This window comes from Streptomyces sp. NPDC058678 (assembly GCF_042714835.1).
Classification (GTDB): Bacteria; Actinomycetota; Actinomycetes; order Streptomycetales; family Streptomycetaceae; genus Streptomyces.
On sequence record NZ_JBHXSG010000030.1, the window covers coordinates 19,065 to 44,921 of the forward strand.

The 25,857-nt window shown below is 71.9% G+C and carries 25 protein-coding genes; 14 read left to right on the forward strand and 11 right to left on the reverse strand.

Going from position 1 to position 25,857, the window contains the following annotated elements:
* Positions 1-56: 56 nt before the first annotated feature.
* The 3 genes from ACFWWR_RS25570 (at position 57) to ACFWWR_RS25580 (ending at position 3,109) form a co-directional block, all read left to right on the forward strand.
* Positions 57-1,211 carry an acyl-CoA dehydrogenase gene (locus ACFWWR_RS25570; protein WP_384305464.1) on the forward strand — a complete coding sequence of 385 codons (1,155 nt, stop codon included), beginning with the start codon at positions 57-59 and terminating at the stop codon, positions 1,209-1,211.
* Position 1,212: 1 nt separating this feature from the next.
* The gene (locus ACFWWR_RS25575) at positions 1,213-2,130 is read left to right on the forward strand and encodes an acyl-CoA dehydrogenase family protein (RefSeq protein ID WP_384305467.1); all 918 of its coding nucleotides are present in this window, start codon (positions 1,213-1,215) and stop codon (positions 2,128-2,130) included.
* Positions 2,131-2,647: 517 nt separating this feature from the next.
* Positions 2,648-3,109: an ATP-binding protein gene (locus ACFWWR_RS25580; protein WP_383863986.1), complete on the forward strand. Its 462-nt coding sequence runs from the start codon at positions 2,648-2,650 to the stop codon at positions 3,107-3,109.
* Positions 3,110-3,498: 389 nt separating this feature from the next.
* Here ACFWWR_RS25580 and ACFWWR_RS25585 read toward each other — a convergent pair whose 3' ends face one another.
* Positions 3,499-4,434 carry a cyclase family protein gene (locus ACFWWR_RS25585; RefSeq protein ID WP_384305470.1) on the reverse strand — a complete coding sequence of 312 codons (936 nt, stop codon included), beginning with the start codon at positions 4,432-4,434 and terminating at the stop codon, positions 3,499-3,501.
* Positions 4,435-4,516: 82 nt separating this feature from the next.
* Here ACFWWR_RS25585 and ACFWWR_RS25590 point away from each other — a divergent pair, with 82 nt between their 5' ends.
* From ACFWWR_RS25590 to ACFWWR_RS25600, 3 genes are all read left to right on the forward strand, one after another.
* On the forward strand, positions 4,517-5,431 hold the full coding sequence (locus tag ACFWWR_RS25590; protein WP_383863765.1) for an SDR family NAD(P)-dependent oxidoreductase: 915 nt from the start codon (positions 4,517-4,519) through the stop codon (positions 5,429-5,431).
* Positions 5,432-5,562: 131 nt separating this feature from the next.
* Positions 5,563-6,708: an acyl-CoA dehydrogenase family protein gene (locus ACFWWR_RS25595; protein WP_383863768.1), complete on the forward strand. Its 1,146-nt coding sequence runs from the start codon at positions 5,563-5,565 to the stop codon at positions 6,706-6,708.
* A 14-nt stretch (positions 6,709-6,722) separates the two neighbouring features.
* Complete coding sequence (locus ACFWWR_RS25600; protein WP_384305473.1) at positions 6,723-7,772, forward strand: Zn-dependent alcohol dehydrogenase; 1,050 nt, start codon at positions 6,723-6,725, stop codon at positions 7,770-7,772.
* Positions 7,773-7,908: 136 nt separating this feature from the next.
* On the opposite strand, the gene ACFWWR_RS25605 is transcribed toward ACFWWR_RS25600, so the two are convergent.
* Positions 7,909-8,961 carry a GlxA family transcriptional regulator gene (locus ACFWWR_RS25605; protein WP_383863774.1) on the reverse strand — a complete coding sequence of 351 codons (1,053 nt, stop codon included), beginning with the start codon at positions 8,959-8,961 and terminating at the stop codon, positions 7,909-7,911.
* A 71-nt stretch (positions 8,962-9,032) separates the two neighbouring features.
* On the opposite strand from ACFWWR_RS25605, the gene ACFWWR_RS25610 reads away from it, so the two are divergent.
* On the forward strand, positions 9,033-10,337 hold the full coding sequence (locus ACFWWR_RS25610; RefSeq protein WP_384305476.1) for an MFS transporter: 1,305 nt from the start codon (positions 9,033-9,035) through the stop codon (positions 10,335-10,337).
* A gap of 224 nt (positions 10,338-10,561) precedes the next feature.
* On the opposite strand, the gene ACFWWR_RS25615 is transcribed toward ACFWWR_RS25610, so the two are convergent.
* The 4 genes from ACFWWR_RS25615 to ACFWWR_RS25630 all read right to left on the reverse strand — a co-directional run bounded on the left by ACFWWR_RS25615 (position 10,562) and on the right by ACFWWR_RS25630 (position 15,721).
* Positions 10,562-11,167 (reverse strand): flavin reductase family protein, encoded by a 606-nt coding sequence (locus tag ACFWWR_RS25615; protein WP_383863780.1) that lies wholly within the window; start codon positions 11,165-11,167, stop codon positions 10,562-10,564.
* 65 nt (positions 11,168-11,232) lie between these two features.
* A complete protein-coding gene (locus tag ACFWWR_RS25620) occupies positions 11,233-12,054 on the reverse strand; it encodes an enoyl-CoA hydratase/isomerase family protein (protein WP_383863783.1) in 822 nt (273 codons plus the stop codon).
* 67 nt (positions 12,055-12,121) lie between these two features.
* Positions 12,122-14,347, reverse strand: coding sequence for an acetate--CoA ligase family protein (locus ACFWWR_RS25625; RefSeq protein ID WP_383863785.1), 2,226 nt, complete (start codon positions 14,345-14,347; stop codon positions 12,122-12,124).
* Between the two features lie 156 nt (positions 14,348-14,503).
* Positions 14,504-15,721, reverse strand: a complete 1,218-nt coding sequence (locus tag ACFWWR_RS25630) for a flavin-containing monooxygenase (RefSeq protein WP_384305478.1) — start codon at positions 15,719-15,721, stop codon at positions 14,504-14,506.
* Between the two features lie 115 nt (positions 15,722-15,836).
* On the opposite strand from ACFWWR_RS25630, the gene ACFWWR_RS25635 reads away from it, so the two are divergent.
* The gene (locus ACFWWR_RS25635; RefSeq protein WP_384305481.1) at positions 15,837-16,385 is read left to right on the forward strand and encodes a hypothetical protein; all 549 of its coding nucleotides are present in this window, start codon (positions 15,837-15,839) and stop codon (positions 16,383-16,385) included.
* On the opposite strand, the gene ACFWWR_RS25640 is transcribed toward ACFWWR_RS25635, so the two are convergent.
* Entirely contained in the window at positions 16,370-17,947 is a 1,578-nt protein-coding gene (locus ACFWWR_RS25640) for a subtype B tannase (RefSeq protein ID WP_384305567.1), read from the reverse strand. The genes ACFWWR_RS25635 and ACFWWR_RS25640 overlap by 16 nt on opposite strands.
* Before the next feature lie 214 nt (positions 17,948-18,161).
* Here ACFWWR_RS25640 and ACFWWR_RS25645 point away from each other — a divergent pair, with 214 nt between their 5' ends.
* From ACFWWR_RS25645 to ACFWWR_RS25660, 4 genes are all read left to right on the forward strand, one after another.
* Positions 18,162-18,611, forward strand: coding sequence for a DoxX family membrane protein (locus tag ACFWWR_RS25645; protein ID WP_383863790.1), 450 nt, complete (start codon positions 18,162-18,164; stop codon positions 18,609-18,611).
* A complete protein-coding gene (locus ACFWWR_RS25650) occupies positions 18,608-19,000 on the forward strand; it encodes a Zn-ribbon domain-containing OB-fold protein (RefSeq protein WP_384305484.1) in 393 nt (130 codons plus the stop codon). The genes ACFWWR_RS25645 and ACFWWR_RS25650 overlap by 4 nt, the downstream gene beginning before the upstream one ends.
* Positions 19,001-19,159: 159 nt before the next feature.
* Positions 19,160-19,765: a GNAT family N-acetyltransferase gene (locus ACFWWR_RS25655; protein ID WP_384305487.1), complete on the forward strand. Its 606-nt coding sequence runs from the start codon at positions 19,160-19,162 to the stop codon at positions 19,763-19,765.
* A 61-nt stretch (positions 19,766-19,826) separates the two neighbouring features.
* Positions 19,827-20,729 carry a GNAT family N-acetyltransferase gene (locus tag ACFWWR_RS25660; RefSeq protein ID WP_384305490.1) on the forward strand — a complete coding sequence of 301 codons (903 nt, stop codon included), beginning with the start codon at positions 19,827-19,829 and terminating at the stop codon, positions 20,727-20,729.
* 46 nt (positions 20,730-20,775) lie between these two features.
* Here the strand turns inward: ACFWWR_RS25660 and ACFWWR_RS25665 are convergent, their stop codons facing one another.
* The 3 genes from ACFWWR_RS25665 to ACFWWR_RS25675 all read right to left on the reverse strand — a co-directional run bounded on the left by ACFWWR_RS25665 (position 20,776) and on the right by ACFWWR_RS25675 (position 23,219).
* On the reverse strand, positions 20,776-21,441 hold the full coding sequence (locus tag ACFWWR_RS25665; RefSeq protein ID WP_384305492.1) for a pyridoxal 5'-phosphate synthase: 666 nt from the start codon (positions 21,439-21,441) through the stop codon (positions 20,776-20,778).
* A gap of 26 nt (positions 21,442-21,467) precedes the next feature.
* Positions 21,468-21,893: a pyridoxamine 5'-phosphate oxidase family protein gene (locus tag ACFWWR_RS25670; RefSeq protein WP_383863803.1), complete on the reverse strand. Its 426-nt coding sequence runs from the start codon at positions 21,891-21,893 to the stop codon at positions 21,468-21,470.
* A 147-nt stretch (positions 21,894-22,040) separates the two neighbouring features.
* Positions 22,041-23,219: an acetyl-CoA acetyltransferase gene (locus ACFWWR_RS25675; protein ID WP_384305494.1), complete on the reverse strand. Its 1,179-nt coding sequence runs from the start codon at positions 23,217-23,219 to the stop codon at positions 22,041-22,043.
* 141 nt (positions 23,220-23,360) lie between these two features.
* Between ACFWWR_RS25675 and ACFWWR_RS25680 the strand changes: the two genes are divergently transcribed.
* Both ACFWWR_RS25680 and ACFWWR_RS25685 read left to right on the forward strand, forming a co-directional pair.
* Positions 23,361-24,545 carry an acyl-CoA dehydrogenase family protein gene (locus ACFWWR_RS25680; protein ID WP_384305496.1) on the forward strand — a complete coding sequence of 395 codons (1,185 nt, stop codon included), beginning with the start codon at positions 23,361-23,363 and terminating at the stop codon, positions 24,543-24,545.
* Positions 24,542-25,012, forward strand: a complete 471-nt coding sequence (locus tag ACFWWR_RS25685; RefSeq protein ID WP_383863811.1) for a nitroreductase family deazaflavin-dependent oxidoreductase — start codon at positions 24,542-24,544, stop codon at positions 25,010-25,012. The genes ACFWWR_RS25680 and ACFWWR_RS25685 overlap by 4 nt, the downstream gene beginning before the upstream one ends.
* 93 nt (positions 25,013-25,105) lie before the next feature.
* Here ACFWWR_RS25685 and ACFWWR_RS25690 read toward each other — a convergent pair whose 3' ends face one another.
* A complete protein-coding gene (locus tag ACFWWR_RS25690) occupies positions 25,106-25,741 on the reverse strand; it encodes a TetR family transcriptional regulator (RefSeq protein ID WP_383863991.1) in 636 nt (211 codons plus the stop codon).
* Positions 25,742-25,857 lie beyond the last annotated feature (116 nt).

Here is a 25,857-nt window from a genome sequence, read left to right on the forward strand (position 1 = left end):
CCTTCCCGGAAGTCGCAACTGATGGAGCGTCAGGTATCTGCCCCGGGAGGCCGCTGGTGGATCTCGCGTACTCGCCCAAAGAGGAGGAGTTCCGGGCGCGGCTGAGGGAGTGGCTGGCGAAGGCGCTGCCCACCCTGCCGCCGAAGCCGTCGCCGGACGACTGGCCCGGCCGCCGCGCCTACGACCTCGGCTGGCAGCGCATGCTCCACGACGCCGGATACGCCGGGCTGCACTGGCCCGTCGACGCGGGCGGGCAGGGCGCCACCCCGACCCAGCACCTGATCTTCCTGGAGGAGACCGAGAAGGCCGGCGCGCCCTATGTGGGCGCCAACTTCGTTGGACTGCTGCACGCGGGGCCGACGATCGCCGCCGAGGGGACGCCCGGGCAGCGGGCGCGCTGGCTGCCGCCCGTGCTGCGGGGCGAGGAGGTCTGGTGCCAGGGCTTCAGCGAACCGGACGCCGGGAGCGACCTCGCGGCGCTGCGCACGCGCGCGTGCAGGGACGGCGACGCCTATGTGGTGACCGGTTCCAAGATCTGGACCTCGCACGCCGAAGTCGCCGACTGGTGCGAGCTGTTGGTGCGGACCGACCCGGACGCGCCGAAGCACCGGGGCATCACCTGGCTCGCCCTGCCGATGGACGCCCCGGGGATCACCGTACGGCCGCTGCGGACGCTCGCCGGGTCGGCCGAGTTCGCCGAGGTGTTCCTCGACGAGGTGCGGGTGCCGGTCGCGAACCGCGTCGGCGACGAGAACGACGGCTGGCGCGTGACCATGGTGACGCTGTCCTTCGAACGCGGCACTGCCTTCGTGGGCGAGGTCGTGGCCTGCCGGCGCGTGCTCGGCGAACTCGCCCGCACGGCACGCGGCAACGGGCGCTGGGACGATCCCGCGCTCCGGCGACGGCTGGGCCGGATGGAGGCCGAGTTCCGCGCCCTGTGGCGGCTCACCCAGTGGAACGTCAGCGAGGCCGAGGCGAGCGGCGGCGTACCGGGCGTCGGGGGCTCGGTCTTCAAGCTGCGGTACTCGCAGGCCCGGCAGCAGCTCTACGACGTTGCCGCCGAGGTCCTGGGCCCCGACTGCCTCGACCTCGACCGGCCGTGGGTGCTCGACCGTCTGTCGTCGCTGTCGTACACCATCGCCGCCGGGACCTCGCAGATCCAGCGGAACATCGTGGCCGAGCGGATCCTCGGGCTGCCGAAGGAGCGATGACGTGCGCTTCCAGCTGACGGACGATCAGCGAGCCCTGCGGAACGGCGTACGGCAGCTGCTCGCCCGCCGTTTCGACCGCGAGGCGCTGCGGGCGGCCGTGGCGGCGCCGGGGCTGGACCGCGCGCTGTGGCGGGAGCTCGGCACGGCCGGGTTCTTCGCACTGCGGCTGCCGGAGGCGGACGGCGGGGTCGGACTCGGACTGCCCGAGGCGGCGTTGGCCTTCGAGGAGGCGGGACGCATGCTGCTGCCCGGGCCGCTGGTGGCCACGCATCTCGCGGCGGGGAGCGTGCCGGGGGCGGCGACGGGGGAGGTGGTCGTGACCGCCGTCGACGGGGGACTGGTGGAGTGGCTGGAGGAGGCGGACGTCGTACGGGGGGAGGCGGCCGGGGCCGTACCGATGCGGTCGGTGGATCCTCTGACGCCGCTGCACCGGGTGGCCACCGGGGGCCCTCCGGACCCTGTCGACACCGGGCGCTCCGGCGTCCCCGTCGCCGCCCTGAGCCCTCCGGATCCCGTCGCCGTACTCCTCACCGCCGCAGAGCAGCTCGGCACCGCCACGCGCGCGTGCGAGCTGGCCGTGCAACACGCCCGGACCCGTGAGCAGTTCGGGCGGCCGATCGGGGCCTTCCAGGCGGTCAAGCACCTGTGCGCCGAGATGCTGGTGCGGGCGGAGGTGGCCCGGGCCGCGGTGTACGCGGCGGCCGTCACCGCCGACCCGGTGGACATCGCGGCGGCCCGGCTGCTCGCCGACGAGGCCGCCGTGCTGGGCACCCGGGACTGTCTCCAGGTGCACGGCGGGATGGGGTTCACCTGGGAGAGCGAGGTGCACCTGCAGGTGAAACGGGCCTGGGTGCGGGCTCAACGTGGCGGTGCGAACACGGAGAGTGAGGAGGCTCTCGCGGCCGATCTGGTGGGCTGAGGCCGGACAAGGGGAGTGGGCTGGGGTATCGCCGAGACGGCCGGGACGGATGTCGCGGATTGTGGCATACCGGAATCACAGAGCGTTGATATCGGGTTGTGTCCTAGGTGTGACTCGTCACGTCCCGGAGTCGGACGGTCGCTCCGGTACCTTGTGTGAGATGCGAATGGTTCCGAGCACGAGCCATGCCGGTGCCGCCCTCGAGGCGGCTCCGGATCCGGCGGTGCGCGCCGCTGTTCGCAGGGCAGGAAGGCCGTCGTCCCCTGCCTGTTCGACTTCCCTCAACGAGCGTCGCACAGTATGGCGCAGGGGTACTCCTTCGCGCTGGAATATGCCCGAAGCGCTTGTTGGGGTGACTGTACGTCAACCATGCTGTCTCATAAGGGATTCACGTTCCGTGACCCCGGCTTTGGCCATTGTTCTGGCCATGCAAAAAATGGCTACGATCGTGGCCCTCGTGAGGCGCGAGGCTATGTGTCCGCCGGTTCGGATGGTGTGAGCGGTGCAGGTGCTTCAAGTGCAACTGGAGATCCGGCCCGACCCCGCTGAGGTCGGGCGAGCCCGGAGGTGGGCCCGCTCGCGCCTCGCCGTGTCCGGCATAGGGGACGACGAGCCGCTCGCCGAGATCCTGATCCTGCTCGTCTCCGAACTGGTCACCAATGCCGTGGTGCACACCGGCTGTCCGGCCGTGCTGCGGCTCTCCCTGCCGTCGCTGGAGGCCGAGTCGGCCACCGTGCGCCTCGAGGTGGCCGACCGCAGCGGGTGTGCCCCGGTGCCGCGGTGCGCGGACGGCGAGGAGACCGGCGGCCGGGGTCTCGCCCTCGTCGACGGACTCGCCGACCGCTGGGGCTGGAGCCCCGAAGGCGCCGGCAAGCGCATCTGGTGCGAACTGGACCGGTGCGGCGCGCCCCAGGAGGGGACGACGACCTACGGGGACGGCGCTTCGGCGTATGAGGGGCTGGCCTTCGAGGCGGTGTGACCGGCGCACGGCGGACCGGAGCCTCCTCACATGTCGGCGACCTGGTGCACGGTCGCAGAAAGCGCTGTCGTCCATGATCGGCGGTGCATCCGTGCGCCGGGACGTGCTTCCGTGCGCGCCCACGACAAGTAGGGCGTAGGTGATAAATCCCCGATCAGGTGTTGACGCCACGTGACCGTTTGATCACGATTGTGGTCAGCGATTCGCCGCGAGGGGACGCCGAGGGTTCCGGTGACGGGAGCCCTCGACGAGTGTGGGTCGTGATTCGGCGTCGGTTCTTCAGGGCCAGGAGGAACCGGTGGGGGAGAGTGCGCCGGAGTCGGTTGGCGGCGCGCGATGCCGTGCTCGGGGCGGGCAGTTGCGCGCTGCCGACCGACGGCCCACGGGGCTCAGAGGATGGCGACGGGCGCCACGGGGGTTCCCGTCGCGCCGACGAAGGGTTCGGGCATCGCCGACAGCAGGAACGCGTACCGGCCCACTTCTCCACAGGCTGTGGACAACTTTTCGAGATTCCAGTTCTGGCCCTGAAGCATCCCCATCTCCACGAGGTCGAGCGCGTGTACGGGCAGCCACAGATCCTCGACCTCGGGCGGGAAGATCTCGAAGGTGAGGGTGTCGTTCGCGACCGCGGCGACATCGCGCGCGTGGAACCACTCGGGCGTGCGGATCGACAGGCCGGGCGACGGATGGCCGTACGCCTGCTTGTCGCCCGCCAGGTACACCTGGATCTGCCCGGTCCGGACGAGCACCACGTCCCCGGCACGCACGCGCGTCCCGGCGAGTTCCTCGGCGGCCTCCAGGTCCTCGGGAGTGACGGCGTGCGCACCGTCCAGCCGGTCCACGCCACGCGCGCGTGCCACGTCGAGCAGCACCCCGCGCGACACGATGTGCCGCGCCTTGTCGATGCCGCTGAACTCGGCGCCGCCGTGCGGGGTGATGGTGCCGGCCGGGCGGCCGTTGTAGAGCCGCCCCGAGTGTGAGACGTGGGTCAGCGCGTCCCAGTGGGTGGCGGCCTGCAGGCCCATCGTCACGGCGTCGTCGCTGCACGCCACCGTCCCCGGGCCGAAGATCTCCTGATTGATCTGCACCATGGCGTGCAGCGGGTTGACGCGGCCCGGCATCAGCCCGGTCTGGACGCCGTCCTGTTGGAGAGGGAGCGCGAGAGGGACCCGGAGCCCGCTCCGTGCGCAGGTCGCGGCCTCGCGGACCACCTCGTCGGTGATCAGGTTGAGAGTGCCGATCTCGTCGCCGTCCCCCCAACGGCCCCAGTTGTTCACGCGCTTGGCGATGTCGTGAAACGCCGGATGGAGTGCGGGCATGGACATCTCTGCTCCCGGGGCTTGTCTCCACACATCTGACGGGCCATAGAATCTAACGGTCCGTCAGAAATCGCGGGAAGGGGCCGACATGGGGAACTTCTTGGCAGGCAAGGTGATCGCCGTGACGGGCGCCGGGCGGGGCATCGGCCGGGCGGTGGCGCTGGGCGCCGCGGCCGAGGGGGCCCAGGTCGTCGTCAACGACTACGGCGTCTCCGTGGACGGCGGCTCGCCGACCAGCGAGATCGCCGAGTCCGTGGTCAAGGAGATATCGGCGGCGGGCGGCGACGCGGTCGCCGTGGCCGACGACATCTCGACGATGGCGGGCGGGCAGCGGGTCGTCGACGCGGCGCTGACCTCGTACGGACGCCTCGACGGGGTCGTGTGCGTCGCCGGGATCCTGCGCGAGCGGATGCTGTTCAACATGTCCGAGGAGGAGTGGGATCCGGTGATCGCCACGCATCTCAAGGGCACGTTCACGGTGTTCCGGGCGGCGTCGGCGGTGATGCGGCGGCAACGGGCGGGGACCTTGATCGGCTTCACCAGCGGCAACCATCAGGGCTCGGTGTCGCAGGCCAACTACAGCGCGGCGAAGGGCGGGGTCATCTCGCTGGTGCGGAGCGCCGCGCTCGGCCTGCACAAGTACGGGGTGACCGCCAACGCGGTGGCGCCCGTGGCCCGTACGCGGATGTCGGCGAACGTTCCCATGGAGCTCACGGAGATCGGTGAGCCCGAGGACGTGGCCGCGCTCGTGGTCTACCTGCTGTCGGATCGCGCGAGGGAGCAGCAGATCACGGGGCAGGTGTACACGATCGCCGGGCCGAAGATCGCGGTGTGGGCTCAGCCCCGGGAGTCGCGGGCCGCGTACGCGGAGGGGGCCTGGACGCCGGAGCGGATCGCGGAGTTCCTGCCGGGGTCGGTGGGCGTGGATCCGATGCCGATGCTTTCGCAGGTGGCGGGGATGGAGAGGGCGGCGCGGGATGGTTCGCGGCCGAACGCCCAGTAGCTCGGGGGTGCGGGTTGCAGGGCGGCTGCGGGTTTGTTGCGGCTGGTCGCGCCCACGCGGCGGAGCCGCACATCGATGCAGCCCCGCGCCCCCAGGAGGTTGGACTCGTCCGGCGTTGAGAGGAGAGGCCTGTGGAGTTCGCATTCGGCGTCGAGGACGAGGCGTTCCGGGCGGAGGCGCGGGAGTGGCTCGCGACGCATGTCGACACGTCCCTCGATCGGCGGACCTGGGAACGCACCCTCGGCAAAGCCGGCTGGATCGGGCTGGGTTGGCCCGAGGGCGGGTACGGCAACCGCACCGCCACTCTCCCCCGACAGGTCGCGTGGGCCGAGGAGTACGCCCGCTCGGCCGCGCCGCCGCGCTCCGGTCACATCGGCGAGAACCTGCTCGCCCCCACTCTCCTCGCCCACGGCACCGACGAGCAGAGGTCCCGGTTCCTGCCCCCGATCGCGGCCGGGGAGGAACTCTGGTGCCAGGGATACAGCGAGCCCGGCGCGGGGTCGGACCTGGCCGGGGTGAGAACGAAGGCCGAGCGGAGCGCGGACGGGACGTACCGGATCACCGGCCAGAAGGTCTGGACGTCTCTCGCGCACGAAGCGGACTGGTGCTTCGTCCTCGCCCGTACGGAACCGGGGTCGAGGCGCCACCACGGGCTCACCTTCCTGCTCGTCCCCATGGACCAGCCCGGCCGGATCGAGGTGCGGCCCCTGCGGCAGCTGACGGGCACGAGCGACTTCAACGAGGTCTTCTTCGACGGGGCACACGCGCGCGTGGAGCACGTCGTCGGAGGCGCGGGCGGCGGCTGGCGGGTCGCGATGAGTCTGCTCGGGTTCGAGCGGGGCGTCTCGACGCTCGCCCAGCAGATCGGCTTCGCACAGGAGTTGGGGCGGGTCGTGCGGGCGGCCGTCGAGTCCGGTGCGGTGGACGACCCCGTCCTGCGGGAACGGCTCGTGCGGCAGTGGGCCGAGCTGCGGGTGATGCGCTGGAACGCCCTGCGCACGCTGGGGAGTTCGGGTGACGCGGGCGCGCCCAGTGTGGCCAAGCTTCTGTGGGGCGGCTGGCATCAGCGGCTCGGGGAGCTCGCGATGCTCGTGCGGGGCGCGGCGGGGACGGTCGGGCCGGCCACGTGGTCGGCTTCGGCGCCGTACGAACTCGATCCGCTCCAGCACCTGTTCCTGTTCTCCCGGGCCGACACGATCTACGGCGGCTCCGACCAGATCCAGCGCACGATCATCGCCGAGCGCGTGCTCGGTCTGCCGAGAGAACCCAAGGGCTGACAGGGGGCTGCGTGATGCGAGGCGTGGTGTTCGACGGGACGCGGACCGAGGTCGTGGACGACCTCGACGTACGGGATCCGGGGCCCGGGGAGGTGCTGGTCGCCATCTCGGCGGCGGGGTTGTGCCACAGCGATCTGTCCGTGGTGGACGGGACCATACCCTTCCCCGTTCCTGTGGTGCTCGGACATGAGGGGGCGGGGGTGGTGGAGGCCGTCGGGGCCGGTGTCACGCATGTGGCGCCCGGGGATCACGTGGCCCTGTCGACCCTCGCCAACTGCGGTGCGTGCCCCGAGTGCGACCGGGGGCGGCCGACGATGTGCCGGCAGGCGATCGGGCGGCCGGGGCAGCCGTTCACGCGGGGCGGGCGGCCGGTGTTCCAGTTCGCGTCCAACTCCGCCTTCGCGGAACGGACCGTGGTGAAGGCCGTGCAGGCGGTGCGCATTCCGGGGGACATCCCGCTGGCGTCCGCGGCGCTCATCGGGTGCGGGGTGCTGACCGGGGTGGGTGCCGTGCTCAACCGGGCCGAGGTGGACCGTGGGGACAGCGTGCTGGTGATCGGCACGGGCGGGGTCGGGCTGAACGTCCTGCAGGGCGCGCGGATCGCGGGCGCGCTGCGGATCGTCGCCGTGGACGCGAACCCGGCGAAGGAGGCGGTGGCGCGGCGGTTCGGTGCCACCCATTTCCTGACCTCGACGGACGGGGTGCGGGACATCCTGCCGACGGGGGCCGACCACGTCTTCGAGTGCGTCGGACGGGTGGAGCTGATCCGCCAGGCGGTCGATCTGCTGGACCGGCACGGCCAGGCGGTCCTCCTCGGCGTCCCGTCGGCCACGGCCGAGGCGTCCTTCCTGGTCTCGTCGCTGTTCCTGGACAAGTCGATCCTCGGCTGCCGCTACGGCTCCTCCCGCCCGCAACGTGACATTCCGCTGTACGCCGAGCTGTACCGGGAAGGACGGCTGCTGCTCGACGAGTTGGTGACGGAGACGTATCCGGTGGAGGACTTCGAGAAGGCGGTGGCGGACGCGGAGGCGGGGCGGGTGGCACGGGGGGTGCTGACCTTCTGAGCCTGTCCGGGGCATGCCAGCGGATTTCCACCGGCGCCGGATCCCCTGCGGCCGTCCAGGGCCATCCCGGCCGGCGTGGGCCTCACCCTGGTTCTGACGGGTCGGCCGGTGGGGTGAGCTCCGCCGCGTCGGCCGTTCACCGCGGGGCGCCGACACCGCCGTGCCCGCCGACGTCGCCGACTCCCGTGCCGTCGCCGCCGGCCCGGAAGGTGCGGCGATACGCGGTGGGGGTGACGCCGAGGGCCGCCTGTAGGTGCTGCCGCATCGACTGGGCGGTGCCGAAGCCCGCGTCCCGGGCCACCTGGTCGACGGACAGGTCGGTGGACTCCAGCAGGTGGCGGGCCCGTTCCACCCGCTGCTGGGTGAGCCACTGGCCGGGGCTGACGCCGACCTCCTCGCGGAAGCGGCGCGTGAAGGTGCGCACCGACATGGCCTCCTGCTCGGCCATGTCCCGCAGCTGGATCGGCTCGTGGAGGCGGCCCAGCGCCCAGGCGCGCGCGGAGGTCGTGCTCGCCAGCTGCGGGTCGGGCACGGGCCGGTGGATGTACTGCGCCTGTCCGCCGTCGCGATGCGGCGGTACGACCGTACGGCGGGCCACCTCGTTGGCGATCGCCGTGCCGTGGTCGCGGCGCACCATGTGCAGGCACAGGTCGATGCCGGCGGCGACGCCCGCCGAGGTCAGGATGTCGCCGTCGTCGATGAACAGGACGTCCGCGTCGACCTTGATCCGGGGGAAGAGCCGCTGGAGGTGCTCGGCCTCGGCCCAGTGGGTGGTGGCGGGCCGGCCGTCGAGGAGGCCCGCGGCGGCCAGGACGTAGACACCGGTACAGATGGAGGCGAGCCGGGTGCCGGGGCGGATGTGCGCGAGCGCGGCGGCCAGTCCGTCCGTCAGCACGCCCTGCTCGAAGACCGGGCCGAGCTCGTAGGAGGCCGGGATGATCACGGTGTCGGCGGTGGCCAGGGCTTCCGGGCCGTGCGGGACGTGGACGGAGAAGTCGGCGTCGGTCTCGACCGGGCCCGGCGGCCGGATCGAGCAGGTGATCACCTCGTACAGACGCCGTCCCTCGGCGTCTTTGGGGCGGCCGAAGATCCGGTGCGGGATGCCGAGTTCGAAGGGGAGCGCTCCGTCGAGGGCGAGGACGGCGACGCGGTGCGGACGGAAGCCTGGGGAGCCGGTGGCCGTATCCATGGCCCGATCCTAGCGAATGCTGTCTTTCGAGCCACTCGATCACGCGTGCCGCGGACGGAAAGCTCTATGTCGTGCCCCAGACAAGCCAAGCCGCCGTGGTGGCACCCCGCGCCGGGAAGAAGCCGACTCGCATCCACAGGGCGTGGTTCGTCGCCGCCGTCACCTTCGTGACGATCATCGGCGCCGCCGCCTTCCGTTCCCTGCCCGGGCTGCTCATCGACCCGCTGCACCAGGAGTTCGGCTGGTCGCGCGGCACGATCGGGGCGGCGGTCTCCCTCAACCTCGCGCTGTACGGGCTCACCGCGCCGTTCGCGGCCGCGCTGATGGACCGTTTCGGCATCCGCCGGGTCGTCGCCGTTGCCCTGCTGATGATCGCGCTCGGGTCCGGGCTGACCGTGTGGATGACGGCGGCCTGGCAACTGCTGCTGTGCTGGGGGCTGCTGGTCGGCCTGGGCTCCGGCTCGATGGCGCTGGCCTTCGCCGCCACGGTCACCAACCGCTGGTTCACCGAACGGCGCGGCCTGGTCACCGGCATCCTCACCGCCGCCTCGGCCTCCGGCCAGCTGATCTTCCTGCCGGTGCTGTCCCTGATGGTCGAGAACCACAACTGGCGCCCCGCGGTCGTCACGGTCGCCCTCGCGGCCCTCGCGGTGGTCCCGTTCGTGTGGCTGCTGCTGCGCGACCACCCGGCGGACGTGGGGCTGAACCCGTACGGCGCGCAGGAGTTCGTACCGAAGCCGGCCCCCGTGACCGGAGCCGCGCGCCGGGCCGTGGCCGTCCTCTCCAAGGCCGCCCGCACCGGCCCCTTCTGGCTGCTGGCCGGCACCTTCGCGATCTGCGGCGCCTCCACGAACGGCCTGGTCCAGACCCACTTCGTACCCGCCGCCCACGACCACGGCATGCCGGTCCCGGCGGCGGCCTCACTGCTCGCGGTCATCGGCGTGTTCGACGTCGTCGGCACGATCGCCTCCGGCTGGTTCACCGACCGCTTCGACTCGCGCCGGCTGCTGGCGGTGTACTACGCGCTGCGGGGCGTGTCGCTGCTCTTCCTCCCGATGCTGCTGGCCCCGTCGATCCACCCGCCGATGCTCTTCTTCATCGTCTTCTACGGTCTGGACTGGGTCGCCACCGTCCCGCCCACCGTGGCCCTGTGCCGGGAGCACTACGGTGACGACAGCGCGATCGTCTTCGGTTGGGTTCTCGCCTCCCACCAGGTCGGCGCCGCGATCGTGGCCGTCCTCGGGGGTGTGGCCCGTGACGTCTTCGGCACGTACGACATGGTCTGGTACGCGTCGGGCGCGCTGTGCGCGGCGGCGGCGCTGATGGCACTGGTGATCCGTCGTCGGCCGGCGACTCCCGTGCCCGTGGCGGGATAGGGCCCGCCCGGCGGATCGGGTGGCGGGGAATCGGCGGCGGCTCATCGACGCGGGTGGGCGGGGCCCGGTGCGTCGAGCCGCGAGGCGGAGGAGGGTGTCGACGCGATGGTGGTCCCGCTGCTCGAGGCCGTTCGAGCGTGGAGGAGTCGGCAACGGACGGAAACGCCGCGGATCAACGGGCCAGGCACCGCGTCCGCGGCATGATCCGCCGGACAGGCCAGGCCCTAGAGAAGGCGGCCGAAGCGGCCCTTGTGGAACAGCAGTGGCTCCTGGTCCTCGTCGCCGGTGCCCAGCGTCTCCACGCGCCCCACCACGATCAGGTGGTCGCCGCCCGTGTGCACCGCGTGGATCGCGCAGTCGACCCACGCGAGGGCGCCGGTCAGGCGGGGGGAGCCGGTGACGGGGGTCGGGTCGTACCGGACGCCCGCGAACTTGTCGGTGCCGCTCACCGCGAAGGCGCGGCACAGGTCGCCCTGGCTCGCGCTCAGGACGTTGACGCAGAAGACCCCGGCGCGGGCGATGCGGGGCCAGGTCGTGGACGTGCGGCCGACCATGAAGGCGACGAGGGGTGGGTCTAGGGAGAGGGACGAGAAGGACTGGCAGGCGAAGCCGGCGGGAGCGGGCTCGCCGTCGGTGGCCGGTGCCGTCACGACGGTCACGCCGGTCGCGAAGTTCCCCAGCACGCGCCGGAACTCGCCCTGGTCGACCGGCAACCGCTCGTTTTCGCGGACACAGCGCAACTCGGGGCGCGGCAACGGCTCCACGGGCTCCGGTCGGGGCCCGGACCTGAGGTAGCGGACGGCTGCGGCGGCCATTCCTGCATGTCCCATCACAGCCACCATTGAAGCTGACGGAGCGTCAGATAGGAAGGGGCGGGCGGGGGCGCGGAAGACGCTCAGCGGCCGCGGAACTCGGGATTCCTGCGCTCCACGAAACTCACCACGCCCTCCCGCGCGTCCGACGTCGTCATGTTGATCTCCTGCGCCGCGGCCTCCGCGGCGAAGGCGGTCGTGCGGTCGGTGTCCAGGGAGGCGTTGACCAGGTGCTTGGTGAGCGCGAGGGCGCGGGTGGGGCCGGTGGCGAGACGTTCGGACCACTCGCGGGCCGTCTTCTCCAAGTCCCCGTCCGGGACGACCCGGTTGACCAGACCGAGCCGTTCCGCGTCCGGCGCGGTCAGCGCGTCGCCGAAGAACATCAGCTCCTTCGCGCGCTGCGGGCCGATCAGGCGGGGCAGGAGATACGCGCCGCCGCCGTCGGGGACGAGCCCGCGTCGCGTGAACACCTCGATGAACCTGGCGGACTCCGCGGCGAGTACGAGGTCGCAGGCGAACGCGAGATGGGCGCCGAGGCCGGCCGCCGTGCCGTTCACGGCGGCGACGACCGGCTTCTCGCAGTCGAGGACGGCGGCGACGAGACGCTGGGCGCCGGCGCGGATCGTGCGGGCCACGTCCCCGGCGACGCGGTCGCCCCCAGGAGGTCCGCCCCGCAGGTCCGCGCCGGCGCAGAAGCCACGCCCGGTTCCGGTGATGACGACGGCCCGTACGGCCGGGTCGGCGGACGCCTCCGACAGCAGCCGGATGATGCGTTCGCGCTGGTCGGGGATGAGGGCGTTGAGGGCTTCGGGGCGGTTGAGCGTGATGCGGCAGACCTGATTGTCAGTGGCGTGCTGTACCAATGACTCAAGGGATTTTTGGGGCTCTTGGGGGGAATCAGGCATGTTCATCTCAGTTGCGTTCGTTTCAGTCCCGTCCACTTCAGCGCCGTCCACTTCAGCCGCTTCCCTTTCAGCTGCACATCACCAGGGCGTCGAGTGCCACCGCCCCCTGCCCGCGCGGCAGCACCATCAGTGGATTGATGTCGAGCTCCGCGAGATGGTCCCCGAGTTCCAGGGCCATGCGCTGCACGCGCAGGACGACTTCGACGAGCGCGTCGAGGTCTGCCGGGGGGCGCCCCCGGACCCCGTCGAGGAGAGCCCGCCCCCGGAGCTCGTCGCACATGTCGCGCGCCTGCTTCTCGCCGAAGGGCGGCACGCGTACGGCCACGTCCCTCAGTACCTCGACGAGGACACCGCCGAGCCCGACCGTCACCGTCGGCCCGAAAAGCTGGTCGTGCGTGACACCGACGACCATCTCGACGCCCCGCTCGACCATCTGGCAGACGAGGACGCCGTCCAGGGACACGTCCTCGTAGCGGGCGATGTCGGTCAGCTCCCGGTAGGCGTCCCGGACCTGGCTGGCCGAGGTCAGGCCGATCTTCACCAGGCCGAGCTCGGTCTTGTGGGCGATCCGCGCGCCGGACGCCTTCATCACCACCGGGTAGCCCACCAGCCCGGCCGCGCGTACGGCCGCCGCCGCGCTGGTCACCAACTGCTCTCGCGGTACGCGGATTCCGTACGCCCGCAGCAACTGCTTCGCCGCGTGCTCGCTCAGCTGCTGTCCGGGGCGTATCAGCTCGCGCGCCTTGCGGAAGGACGGCGAGGGGGTGCGCGGCGCCGAGTCGAAGGGGGAGCGGTAGCCGGTCACGAAGCGGTGGTGGTCGAGGTGGGCGCGGACGGCGGTGAGACAGTTGGCGACCGTGCGGAAGGTGGCCACCCGGGACGAGCCGAGCAGCACCTCGCGGTACGCCGCCTCGGTGCCGACCGGCGACCCCCACACCACGCACACCAGCTTGTCCGTCCGCTCGGCGGCGTCCACCAGGTCCTGGACGAGCTTGTCGCTCAGCGGCGGGAAGGGCCCGGTGATCGGGCAGATCAGGACGCCGACCTCCGGATCCTCGAGGATCGCGTCGATGATCTTCCGGCCTCGCTCGTCACCCACCGGGTGCCCGCCGTTGTCGACGGGGTTGGACACGTTCAGGTACTCGGGTATCCACTGGTGCAGTTCGGCCTGCCGGGCACCGGACAGCTCCGGCAGCCGCAGCCCCGCCTCGGTCGCCAGGTCGGCGACGTGCGCGCCCGTGCCGCCCGAGATCGCATACACGACGACACCGTCGGCGCGGGGCGGCCGGGCGCGGGCCAACAGGGCCGCGGTGTCCTGGAGTTCGTCGAGGCCGTCGACCCGGATCACCCCGTACTGCCGCATCGCCGCGTCCACCACCGTGTCCGCGCCGGTCAGCTTGCCGGTGTGTGAGGCGGCCGTGCGGGCGCCGGTCTCGGTGCGGCCCACCTTGACCGCCACGACCGGCACCCCGCGCCGGGCGGCCCGGTCGGCGGCGAGCAGGAAGGAGCGGCCGTCCTTGAGCCCCTCGACGTAGCAGGCGATGGCGCCGACCTCGGGCTGCTCGGCGAAGTAGGAGAGGAAGTCGGAGGTCTCCAGGTCGGCCTCGTTGCCGGTGGGTGCCCAGTGCGAGAGGCGGATGCCGAGTTCCTGGAGGGCGAAGACGGGGCGGCCCTGGTGGCCGGACTGGGTGATCAGGGCGATCGCCGGACCTTCCAGGTCGTCCCGGAAGTGCTCGAAGGCGTTGAGGTTGGTGTTGGGCCCCAGCAGCCGTATCCCGGACCGGCGCACGGCCGCGGCGAGGCGGGCCTGTGCGGCGGCACCCTCCTCGCCGGTCTCCGCGAACCCGGAGGCGAAGGCTACCGCGAACTTCACCTTGGCCTCGGCGAGTTCCTCGATCACGGGAAGGGGGTCGGCGACCAGCAGCACGGCGAGATCGACCTGTTCGGGCAGGTCGGCGACGGAGGGGGAGCAGGGGATGCCGAAGACGGACGGGCGGGTGGGGTGCACGGGATGCAGTCGGGCCCCGACGCGTTCGGACCAGGCGAGCAGTTGGCGGGTCACGCCGGTGTTCGGGCGGCCCTCGGCGTCCGAGGCGCCGATGACCGCGACGCACCCGGGGTGGAAGAAGCGGTCCAGATCGGGGACCGTGGAGTACAGCGGCCGTCCGCTGACGTCGAGGTCGTCGACCTCGGCCGGCCGGCCATGGACGGCGGGACCGGGTTGCTCGCCACAGGCGATGACCCGGGCCCCGCGGGAGTCGGTGGTGAGGGTGCCGTGCGTTGATCCAAGCATCGGTCCGCCCGCTCCTGTGTGACAGCGAAATAACTGACGCAGTGTCAGATTACTGAACTGACGCTCCGTCAGGAATGGCTGTGCAGGCAAAGTTGGCGGATCTGGGCACCCTCTCCGTCCCGCCGGTGCATCGCGGCGGGGCGAAGGTGGCGCCCTCTACGTCACCGGGAGACGGGATGCCTGCCGCGATCCGTCCTTCGCGACGGCCTTCGCGATCTTCTCCGCGTCGATGGCCAGCTCTCGGAGCATGCCGCTGATGGGGTTGGTGAAGCCGGTGAAGTAGAGGCCGGGCGCGTTCTCGGGGGTGCGGGCGCCGTGCACCACCGGCCTGCCACGGGCGTCGAGCACGTCGAGGTGGCCGACCAGGCCCTCCAGGGCGCGGGCGTAACCGGTGGCCGCGATCACCGCCTCGGGCTCGATGCGGGTGCCGTCGGCGAGGACGACCTTGCCGTCGTCGAAGGCCTCGACGGCGGCCACGACCTCGACCCTGCCCTTGCGGACGGCGTCGATCAGGCCGACGTCCTGGACGGGGATCGAGCCGTCGTTGACGCGGGAGTACAGGCCGGTGTCGGGGCGGGGCAGGCCGTGCGCGGAGAGGTCGGGCACGCTGAGCCTGCCCACCGGTCCCGCGAGCCGGTCGACGAGGGACACCGGCAGGCGGCGTACGAGCACGCCCGTGTACTGGGCTGCCCAGCCGGCCGTCGAGCGGCGAAGGATGTGCGGGGCGGTGCGGACGGACAGCCGGACCCGGGAGGCGCCGCCCTCCACCAGGTCGACGGCGATCTCGGCACCGGTGTTGCCGATCCCGACGACGAGGACGTCACGGCCGGCGTAGGGCTCGGGGTTGCGGTAGTCGCCGGCGTGCAGGAGCTCGCCGGTGTAGGTGTCACGGTCCGGCCAGTCCGGGATGCGCGGGGTGTGGTTGTAGCCGGTGGCGACGACCACCGCGGCGCCGGTCAGCTCCCGGCCGCCGGTGGCGTGCAGCAGCCAGCCGGTGCCGTCGGCCGAGCGCTCGATGCGGGAGACCTCGACACCGGTGACGATCTCCAGCTCGTGGTACTCGGCGTACTTCTCCAGGTACCGCACCACGTCGTCCCGGGAGACCCAGCGCCCGAACCGGCGCGGCATCGCCAGCCCGGGCAGGCCCGACAACCGGCGGGTGGTGTGCAGGTGCAGCCGGTCGTAGTGGCGCCGCCAGGACGCCCCGACCCGGTCGGACCTCTCCAGCACGACCGCGCGCAGTCCCTTGGCGCGCAGGGCGTACGCGACGGCGAGTCCGCCCGGGCCACCGCCGATGACGTATACGGGACGGTCTGCCCGGTTCGGCTCCGCGGGACTCGCGGAGGCGGGGGAGGACGCTGTGGAGTCGGCCATGAGCGCGAGCGTAATCACATGCCGGGTTGATGGGTCTCGGTCAAGACCGGAATTGGTTGCGGATTGATCACGGCTGTATGAGGAGTGGGTGGAGCCGGTGGTGTGGAGCGCGTGGTTGTGCAGAACTCGGGGCGGCTGGACATCTTCACCGTCACCGTGCGGCGTCGCCCTGGTAGGCGGCGAGTACCGGGCCCAGGACGGTGGTTGGGGCAGGACGACGGAGTACGTCGACTACGGGTTCGCGGTCGACGCGGCCGCCGTCGCTCCGGGCGGCAGCGCCGGCTCCGAGCCCTCGGGAGGCAGGGAGGACGGAGCCCCCGTGAGCGGCGGCCTCGCCGCGACCGGATCCTCGTCCGTGCTGTCGGCGATCGCGGTGGGCGCAGGCGCCCGGGCGGCCGGGCCGCAGGGTGCCGCACCTCGAGAGCTGCGTACGCAGTTCGCCGGCCACGAATGGGCGACGGCGGTGATGGCGGTCGGCTTCGGCGCTGTCTTCCTCGGGCGGCGTCGCAAGGCCAGTAGGCGCGCGACCTGCGGACAGGTCACGACGCCGAGCCCGGAGGGTGCGGTGGGCTCGGCGTCGCGGGCGGCGGCCGAAGTCATGACGGGAAACCGGGGCCGCGTTCAGGGGTGGCGGGGCTGCTTCGAGGGCTACTTCGTCTTGTAGCCCGTCACCTTGGCGATCCAGGTGATGAAGTCGCCCGGGTCGGTGTTCGAGCCGTGGCCCTCGTCCCAGTAGTAGAGGTGGTCGACGTCGTCGCCGAGGCCCGCCGCGGCGGCGGCGATGTTGGCGGAGACGGTCAGCGAGGTGTCGCTGTCCTTCGTGCCGAGGCGGATCCACCAGTGCCTGGAGCGGCCGGGGTTCTTCTTCGCGAGGTGGTGCATCGGGTTCATCAGGTTCAGCGTCTCGGGGATGTCGCCGGCGAGACGCTTGCCGGTGAGCCCGGTGGTGTCGTTCTTCAGGCCGTACGCCGTGAAGTGGCGGGTCTCGGTGGTGCCCTTGCCGAACAGGTTGTTCTCGCCCGTCGAAAGGTCGAAGGCGTCGAAGGCCGGGGTGGTCTTCTTGCGGGCGCCCACGTGGGTGAGGAAGTCGGCCCAGGTGAAGGTGGCCCTGCCGCCGGACCAGGTGATGAAGGTGTTGGCGGCGAGGTAGGTCGCGCGGTCGGAGTCCGACAGGCCCTTCAGATACGTGGTCGCCGACGGCTCCAGGTACTGCTTGACCAGGTAGGCGTCGTAGTTGCGGGCCGTGAGGGTGCCGAAGCCGTTCAGGCCGCGCAGCTTCAGGGCGGCCTGGTACTCGGCGAACTGGGACCGCAGCTCCTTGGAGACCGTCTGGTCGACCTGCTTGCCGGTGCTGAGGTCGTTGGTGCCCCAGTTCCACTCGTAGGAGCCGTCGGCGTGCTCCAGGTCGGTGATCGGGCACCAGGCGCCGGTCGCGAAGGTCGCGTCGGAGGCGTCGGCCGCGCCGAGCTCCTTGAGGTACCTGTCGTAGAGCTTGCTGTCGCCGGAGGCGCCGAGCAGCGACGACAGGGCGCCGCCGGCGCTGGTGCCGGCGGAGACGATCCGGTCGGTGTTGCCGGGGATGCGGCCCTTGTTGAAGCGGACGTACCGGACAGCGGCCTTGAGGTCGACGATGGCGGCCGGGGCGGTGCCGTAGTACTCGCCGTCGGCGTTCTTCAGGGTGCGGCCGCGGGCGCCGGGCTCGACGACGACGTACCCGGCGGCCAGCGCCAGGAGCTGGTTGGTGGACAGGGCGCCGCCGGTGCCGTTGGTGTTGCCGTTGGCGTTGGAGGCCGAGGGGCTGGGCGCGGCGCTTCCGGAAGGCGTGCCTCCGGGCGTGCCGCCGCCTCCGGACATGCCTCCGCCGCCGATGCCGGTGGCGTCCGCCACGGAGGACGGCATGTACCCGCCGACGGAGTTGGCGAACAGGATGGGCGCGTCGCTCGCGTCCACCGCCTTGCCGTCGATCTTGACCGGGACGCTGACGTTCAGACTCTGGTAGGCCGCGTCGACCGGGTTGGCGACGTAGGTGACGGCCTTCCAGAAGTGGTAGACCACTTCCTTCTCGTTGCCGTCCGCATCGGTGATCGTCTTCGTCAGCTCGGTGTAGCCGTCGGGGTCGAAGGCCAGGGCGTCCGAGGAGGACGAGCCGTGGGTGTCGTCGGCGGCCTGTGCGCTGAGCGCGATGCCGCCTACCGCGGCGACCCCGGCGGTGGCGCCGATCGCCATGACTACGTTCCTGCGCTTGACTGCCCTGTGCTTCACGATCTGGACTCCTCGGCCGCGGCGGTGCTTGCGTCAGCGAACGTATTCAAGCGCCAACAATATTGCCAACAATTCCGGCCGATTCATCGCGGACCCACAGCTTCAGGGGGAGCGCACAGGTTCCTCTCATGTGATGCGGGGTTCCCGAAGGCCGGTATCTGACGTACCGTCAGATTTCATGGACACGATCTGGCTCACCGGAGCGCAGTGGCTGGCCGTGCTGCGCATAGGGCTCGGGCTGTGGTGGCTGGAGAGCTGGCGGCACAAGGACAAGAAGACCTGGTTCGAGGGCGCCGGGATCGCCTGGGCCGCGGACGTGGCGGCCAAGCACCGGTGGAACGCGGTCCGCAGCGGCTTCGAAGCCGTCGTCACGCCGCACCCGAGGACCATGGCGTACGTCGTCGTGTACGCGGAGCTCGCCCTCGGCCTCGGCCTGATCCTCGGTTTCCTCACCCCGGTCGCCCTGGTCGGAGGACTGCTGCTCAACCTGCTCTACCTCGTGCTGATGATCCACGACTGGGCCGAGCAGGGGCAGAACTCGATGATGGCGCTGATCTCGGTGGTGGCGCTGTTCGGGATGTCGTGGCAGACGTGGTCGCTGGACAGCGCGCTGGGGCTGTTCTCGTGAACGCGCGGTACGACATCCCCGAGGCGGATGCCTTCACCCGGACGTACTGGGACGCGGCGGCACAGGGGCGGCTGCTGATCCGGCGCTGCGGGGCGTGCGGGCGGCCCCACCACTACCCGCGCGAGTTCTGCCCGCACTGCTGGAGCGAGGACGTGGCCTGGGAGCGGGCGAGCGGCCGGGCCACGCTCTACACCTGGTCCGTCGTCCACCGCAACGACCTGCCGCCCTTCGCCGCGCGCACCCCCTACGTCGCCGCGGTCGTCGACCTCGCCGAGGGCCCGCGCATGATGACGGAGGTCGTGGAGTCCGTGCCCGACCGGCTGCGGGCCGGCATGGAGCTGGAGGTCGCCTTCCGGGAGGGGGTGCCGGTGTTCCGGGTGGGTGGGTGAGGGCGACCGGCCGCATGAACGCGTCACGCTGCACTCCAGGTCCTTCCACCAGCCCGGCAGCCTCGTCGCCCACAAGGTCACGCGCGCCGGGAATCCGCTGGTGTACGTGAACCCGGCGAACACCGGCAGGGAATCAGTCCCAGGTAGTTGACTGGCCCGATGACCCACGTCGACGACCACACCGGCAACACCACCGGCCCCTTCCCCGACCTGCTCGCCCCCGGCATACGTCTGCGCCCCTGGGACCCCAGGTCCGAAGCCGACGTCGCGGCCTGGCTCCGCGGTACGACCGACCCGGAGTTCCGGCGCTGGAACACACCGCTCAGGCCGGTCACCGACCTCGACGGCGCTCGCGAGTCGCTGCGCGCCAAGGCGCTGCAGGCGGTCGAGGGGACCTCGGCCTCGTACTGCGTGACGGAGACCGACACGGGTACGCCCCTCGGCCACATCGGCGTCAACGCGATCGACCGGGACCTGCGCCTCGCCCGCGTCGGCTACTGGGTCCTCCCCGAGGCCCGCGGCCGTCGCGTCGCCACCGGCGCCCTCGCCCTCGCCGCCCGCTGGGCCTTCACGGACCTCGGCCTCCACCGACTCGAACTCGGTCACGCCCTCGGCCACGGCGCCTCCTGCCGGGTCGCCGAGCGGTGCGGCTTCCGCTACGAGGGCACGCTGCGGGGCGCGATGCTCGAGGCGGGCCGGAAGGACGCCTTCCGGGACGTCCACCTGCATGCGCGACTGGCGACGGACCCGGAGCCCGAGCTGTAGCCGCCCGCAGGTCACCGAAAAAGCACGGGAGTTGTCAGTCGGTCGGCGGGATCATGAAGGCATGCGCCCCGACGACCGACCCCGCGCCGCGACCGGCCGACCCCGCGCCGCAGGCACCTGGCACCGCACCGAAGACCTCGACGCCTTCATCGCCCGCGCCGGCGACTTCCTGCGCTCCCGGCCCGCCCACCACACTCTCGCCCTGACGGTGACCGAAGGTCTGCGTACCCGCGGCCCGCACGCGTACGGCGATGAACAGCCCGTCTTCGGTCTGCTGGAGCGGGAGGGGGCGATACGGGCGGCCTACTTCCAGACACCGCCCCGTCGGCTGCAGCTCACCGCCCTCACCACCGAGGAGGCCGACTCCCTCGCCGCCCACCTGGCCGAGGTCGGGCGACCACTCCCCGGAGTCGGCGCGGACCGCGAGGCCGCCGCGGCCTTCGCCGAGGCGTGGCGGGCCCGCACCGGAGCCGACGTCACGCTCGAGGAGCGCCAACGGCTGTACAGGCTGGGCACGCTGACGGTGCCGGAGCCGGTCCCGGAGGGCCGGGCGCGGGTCGCCGCGGAACCGGACCGGTCCCAACTCGTGTGCTGGCACGGCGAGTTCGCGGAAGCGGTCGGTGAGCGCGCCCCCGCGAACGCCGATGCCTGGGTAGACGCCCGTATCGCCTACGGCGGCGTCACCTTCTGGGAGAGCCCGGACGGTACCCCCGTCTCCATGGCAGGAGTGACCCCGACGGTCGCCGGCCAGGTCCGGGTCGCCCCCGTCTACACACCGGCACACCTGCGCGGCCGCGGATACGCCGGTGCCGTCACCGCCGAGGTCAGCCGGGCGGCGCGGGAGGCGGGCGCGGACGAGGTGCTGCTCTTCACGGACCTCGCCAACCCCACCAGCAACGCGCTGTACCAGCGGATCGGGTACCGGCCGGTCGCCGACTTCGCGGTGTACGGCTTCTCGCAATAGGGCCGTCAGGTCTCGGACAGGGCCGTCAGGTTCTCGCAGGAGACCGTCAGGGCCAGAGCAGCTCCCTCACCCAGGCGTCCTTCTCACGCCGGTACACCAGCCGTACGTGCTGCCGTCGCACGTCCCCCTGGAAGAACTCCACCTCCTCGGGCCGGAGGCGGTACAGCGTCCAGGAGGGCACCGGGGCCTCCGGCTCGCCCTGCGCCCGCTCCCAGGCGGCCTGCGAGACCCGCTCCAGTTCGTCGAGCGAGGCGAGCACCTCGCTCTGCCGCCCGGTGAGGGCAGCCGCCAGCGCCCCGGTGGAGCGGGCGTGCAGATCCGCCTGGCCCTCCCCGGACGGGGCCGCCGTCACCGGGCCGCGAACGCGCACCTGGCGGCCGTGGACCGGCCAGTAGAAGCCGAGCGCGGCATACGGCCGGGCGGCCAGCTGCGCGCCCTTGCGGCTGGTGACGTGGGTCGCGAAGGACCAGCCGTCCGCGTCGGCGCCGTGCAGCATCACGGTCCGTACGTCCGGCCGGCCCTCCGCGTCCGAGGTCGCGAGGGACATGGTGTGCGGCTCGGTCTGCCCGGCCGCCACCGCCTCGGCGAACCACGTGGTGAACAGGGGGAGGGGGTCGGCGGGGGCGGTGGTCGGGTCGAAGGCCGGCAGTGTGGTGACCTCCGGGTTCCACACCCGCAGTGACCTCAGCAGTTCATGAAGATCCGTTCCCATCCCCCGATTGTGGCGCCTGCCGTGCCTCAGACCGTACCGAGGTCCGACGACACCCAGCGCTCGGGCCGCATCCGGATCACGACCTGCTCGCCGTGCTCCTTCCAGGCCACGTCGACGTACCCGTCCACCTTGTCGGCCGGGAGGTAGCGCGCGGAGATCTCCCGGAGCTGCTCGACGGTGGCGGGGGTGGTGTCGATGACCGGGCCCTCGACCGACACGTACCGGATGGTGGGTTCCAGCCGGTCGACCATGAGCGTGAACCGGCCCGCCGCGCGGATCAGTTCGTTCTTGCGGGAGTCGAGCGCCGTCATGATCCACACCGTGCCGTCCGGCTCGCACTGGTACCAGATCGGCACGGTCAGCGGAGCGCGTCCCGCTCCCGCGTCGACCGCGAGGGCGGCGATGTGCGGCTCGGCCAGGAACTGCTCACGTTCTGCGCGGGTCAGGGCCATGCGAACTCCTTCAGCGGCTCGGGCGTCATCGTCCTCTGTCAGACCGCAACGCCGAACGGCGAGGATCGTGTTCCCGCCTCCGTCAGATCGCGACACCGACCGGCGGGGCCCGTGTTCCCGCCCCACGTGAGCGGACAACAGGCCTCCCTATGGGCGGGCCCGCCCCAGCACCACCGTCCCCGAGGAGCAGAACCACCCGCCCGTCCCCGAGGCCACCGCCAGCTCCGGCAGCCGCCCGCCGTTCTGGCGCACCTGGCGGCCCTCCGCCTCGCCCCGCAGCTGTCGTACGGCCTCCACCAGCAGGAACAGCCCGCGCATCCCCGGATGCTGGGCCGACAGCCCGCCCCCGTCCGTGTTCACCGGCAGTTCCCCGCCCTCGACCCTGAGCCGTCCCTTCTCCACGTACGGCCCGCCCTCGCCCTTCCCGCAGAAGCCGAGGTCTTCGAGTGTCACCAGGGTCATGTAGGTGAACGCGTCGTAGATCTCCGCGAAGTCGATCTCCTCCGGCCGCACTCCGGCCCGCTGGAAGGCAAGCCGTCCGCTCACCGCCGCCGGAGAGGTCGTGAAGTCGGGCCACTCCGACATGGACGCGTGCGAGACGTGCTCGCCGGTGCCGAGGATCCACACCGGTGCCGTGCGGCAGTCCGGTACGTACTCCTCGGCGGCGAGCAGCACCGCCGCCCCGCCGTCGGAGCGCAGGCAGCAGTGGAGCTTGGTGAAGGGGTCCGCGATCACCGGGCCGGACAGGACGTCGTCGACCGTGACCGGCTCGCGGAACATCGCCTCGGGGTTCAGGGCGGCGTTCGCGCGGGCCTGAACCGCGACCTCGGCCAACTGCTCGATCGTCGTGCCGTGTTCGATCATGTGGCGGCGGGCCGCCATGGCGTACTTGGCGATGAGTGTGTGTCCGTACGGCACCTCGAACTGGAGGGGGCCGCGGGCGCCGAAGGAGAGGGTGCCGGTCCGGCGGCCGGCCTTGATGTCCGCGCGGGCCGTAGAGCCGTAGGCCAGCAGTACCGCGTTCGCGTGGCCGGCGGCGATCGCGTCCGCCGCGTGCGCCGCCATGACCTCCCAGGTCGAGCCGCCCACCGACGTGGAGTCGACCCAGGTGGGGCGCAGGCCCAGGTACTCGGCGACCTCCACGGGCGCGAGGGTGCCCGTGCCGGCCGAGGCGAAGCCGTCGACCACCTCCCTGCCGAGTCCCGCGTCGGCGAGGGCCCGGCGGGCCGCCTGGGCGTGCAGGGCGTACGGGGTCGCGTCGTCCACGCGGCCGCAGTCGGAGAGGGAGACGCCGACGATCGCCACTTTCCGGGATGCCGTCCTCATGAATCTGACGGTACATCAGATACGGCGGTGCGCGGCAGGTGTCACGGGGCTGGGCATCGTCACGGGGCTGGGCATTCCGCCCTCCCCGCCCTAATATGACGGATCGTCAGATCCAGGGCGGGACGGCTTCGAGGAGGGCCCATGGACGCCGGCTTCACCGCCGAGCAGGACGAGATCCGCCGTACCCTCCGCGAGCTGCTGCGGGCGCGCTGCGGGCCCGCCGAACTGCGGGCCGCCGTCGACACCCCGACCGGACACGACCCCGCCCTGTGGACCGCCCTCGCCGAGCAGCTCGGACTGCCCGGCCTCGCCCTCCCCGAGACGTACGGCGGTGTCGGCTGCTCGGTGACCGAACTCGCCCTCGCCTGCGAGGAGACGGGCCGCTTCCTCGCCCCCTCGCCCCTGCTCGCCACCACCACCCTCGCCGCCCCGCTGCTCCTCGCCCTCGGCACGGACGCCCAGCGGGCCGAGCTGCTCCCGCGGATCGCCTCCGGCACGCTCACCGCCACCCTCGCCGTACCCGGCACCCACCTCGCCACCGCCCTCGCCCTCACCGGCGACAACGCCGGCGACTGGGCGGGCGGTGGCCGGGCCGGGGGTGTGCAGGCCAGGCGGGCGGGGGACGGCTGGCGCCTCTACGGGCAGGCCGACCAGGTGCTCGACGGGCACAGCGCGCGGCTGCTGCTGGTCGCCGCACACGCGGGCGGGTTCGCGCGCTCGCGGACGCTGCTCTTCCTCGTGCGCGAGGACGCGGCCGGGCTCGTACGGACCCGGCAGACCGCCCTCGACGCGACCCGGCCGCAGGCGCGCGTGCAACTTCGGGACACGCACGCCGAGTTGCTGGGCGGCGAGGAGGCGGACGTACTCACCGCCCTCGCCGTCCTCGGCGACAGCGCCGCCGCCGTCCTCGCGGGCGAGGCCGTCGGAGCCGCCGACCGGGCGCTGGGCCTGACCGTCGCGTACGTGCGGCAGCGGGAACAGTTCGGACGCCCCATCGGGTCCTTCCAGGCGGTGAAGCACCGGCTCGCCGACGTGTACGTACAGGTCCAGGCGGCGCGCTCGGCGGCCTACTACGCGGCGTGGGCGGCGGCGCACGGAGAGCGAGCGGGCGGGCTCGCCCTCGCGCAGGCCCTGGAGGCCCTGCGGTCCGCGTCCGCCGAGGGCATCCAGCTGCACGGCGGCATCGGTTTCACCTGGGAACACGAGGCCCACCTGTACTTCAAGCGCGCCTGTGGCGACGAGCTGCTGTTCGGGCCGGCGCACCGGCTCCGGGCGCACGCCGCCGACGCGGCGCACCTTTTCGCGAGTGTGGAGGTGGCGGTGTGATCGGTGAGCGAGTGGTCCAGAAGGTGTCGTCGACGCGGGGCTTCGCCAAGATCGCGCCCCATGTGATCCCCGCGCTCGACCGTGCCGTACACCGGCTGACCCGCGGAAAGTTCCTGCTCAGCGCCCAGCTGCTGCCGGGGGTGATCCTCACCTCGACCGGGGCGAGAAGCGGCCAGGCCCGGCGTACGCCACTGGCCTGCATGCCGGAGGCGGGCGGCGGGAGCTGGATCCTGATCGGCTCCAACTTCGGACGGACCGGCCACCCCGCCTGGACCGCCAACCTCCTCGCCCACCCGGACGCCACGGTCAGCTGGAAGGGGCGGGACATCCCTGTCACGGCCCGGCTGCTGGAGGGGGAGGAGAGGGCGGCCGCCTGGACGGCGGTACTGGCCTTCTGGCCGCCGTACGCCACGTATCAGCGGCGGGTGGAGCGGGAGATACGGCTTTTCAGGATCGTGCGGAGGTGAGTCCTGGACTCCCTCACAGCACCGCAGGCGGTAGTCCACCCGAGTGAACTACCGCCTGCCAGACAGGACTTGGGGACTTGTAAAGGGTGTGAGCTACTTCGTCGGCTTCTTGCCGGTCACGCCCAGGTGCACCAACAACGCGAGGTTCGGCTTGAGTTCAGCCTGCTTCACGCCCCACGTCTGGAACCCCTTCTGGTGTGAGGCGACGGCCGCGAGCATCGCGACGATCGAACCGGCCACGGCCGCGGGGTGCACGTCCTTGTCGACCCTGCCCTTGGCCTGCAGTTCGGCCACCGCGTCGGAGAGGGAGTTGTTCACGGAGTTGAGGATCTTCATTCGAAGCTTGTAGAACCGCTTGTCGCCCTCGGCGGCCCCGAGGTCGACGACCCTGAGGATCGCGTCGTTGCGGCGCCAGAAATCCAGAAAGCCGTCGACGAGTTCCTGGGCGGTCTGCCAGCCGGCCTTGCCGACCCAGGAGCGGCCCGCGAGGAGCTCGGCCAACCCGGCGCCCTCGGCGGCCATTTGCTCGGCGATCTCCAGGACGGCGCCTTCGACGTCCGGGAAGTACTGGTAGAAGGTCGCGGGCGAAGTCCCCGCCTTCCGGGCGACATCGATGACTTTGACGTCCCGGTAAGGGGAGGAGCTGAGCATCTCGCTGAGGCAGTCGAGCAGCTTCTGCCGGGTCGCCTGCCCACGCCGACCGGCCACGCGGCCGTCGACGGTACGCACTTGTCCTGTCATGTCGTCAGCTTACCGAGGGGTGATGGGAGCGCGATTCGGCCGACTGCAAATGGGGTGCGCGGGCGAGCGGGGGCGGGTGTGCCTGGTCTGCGGGGTGCGGGAGA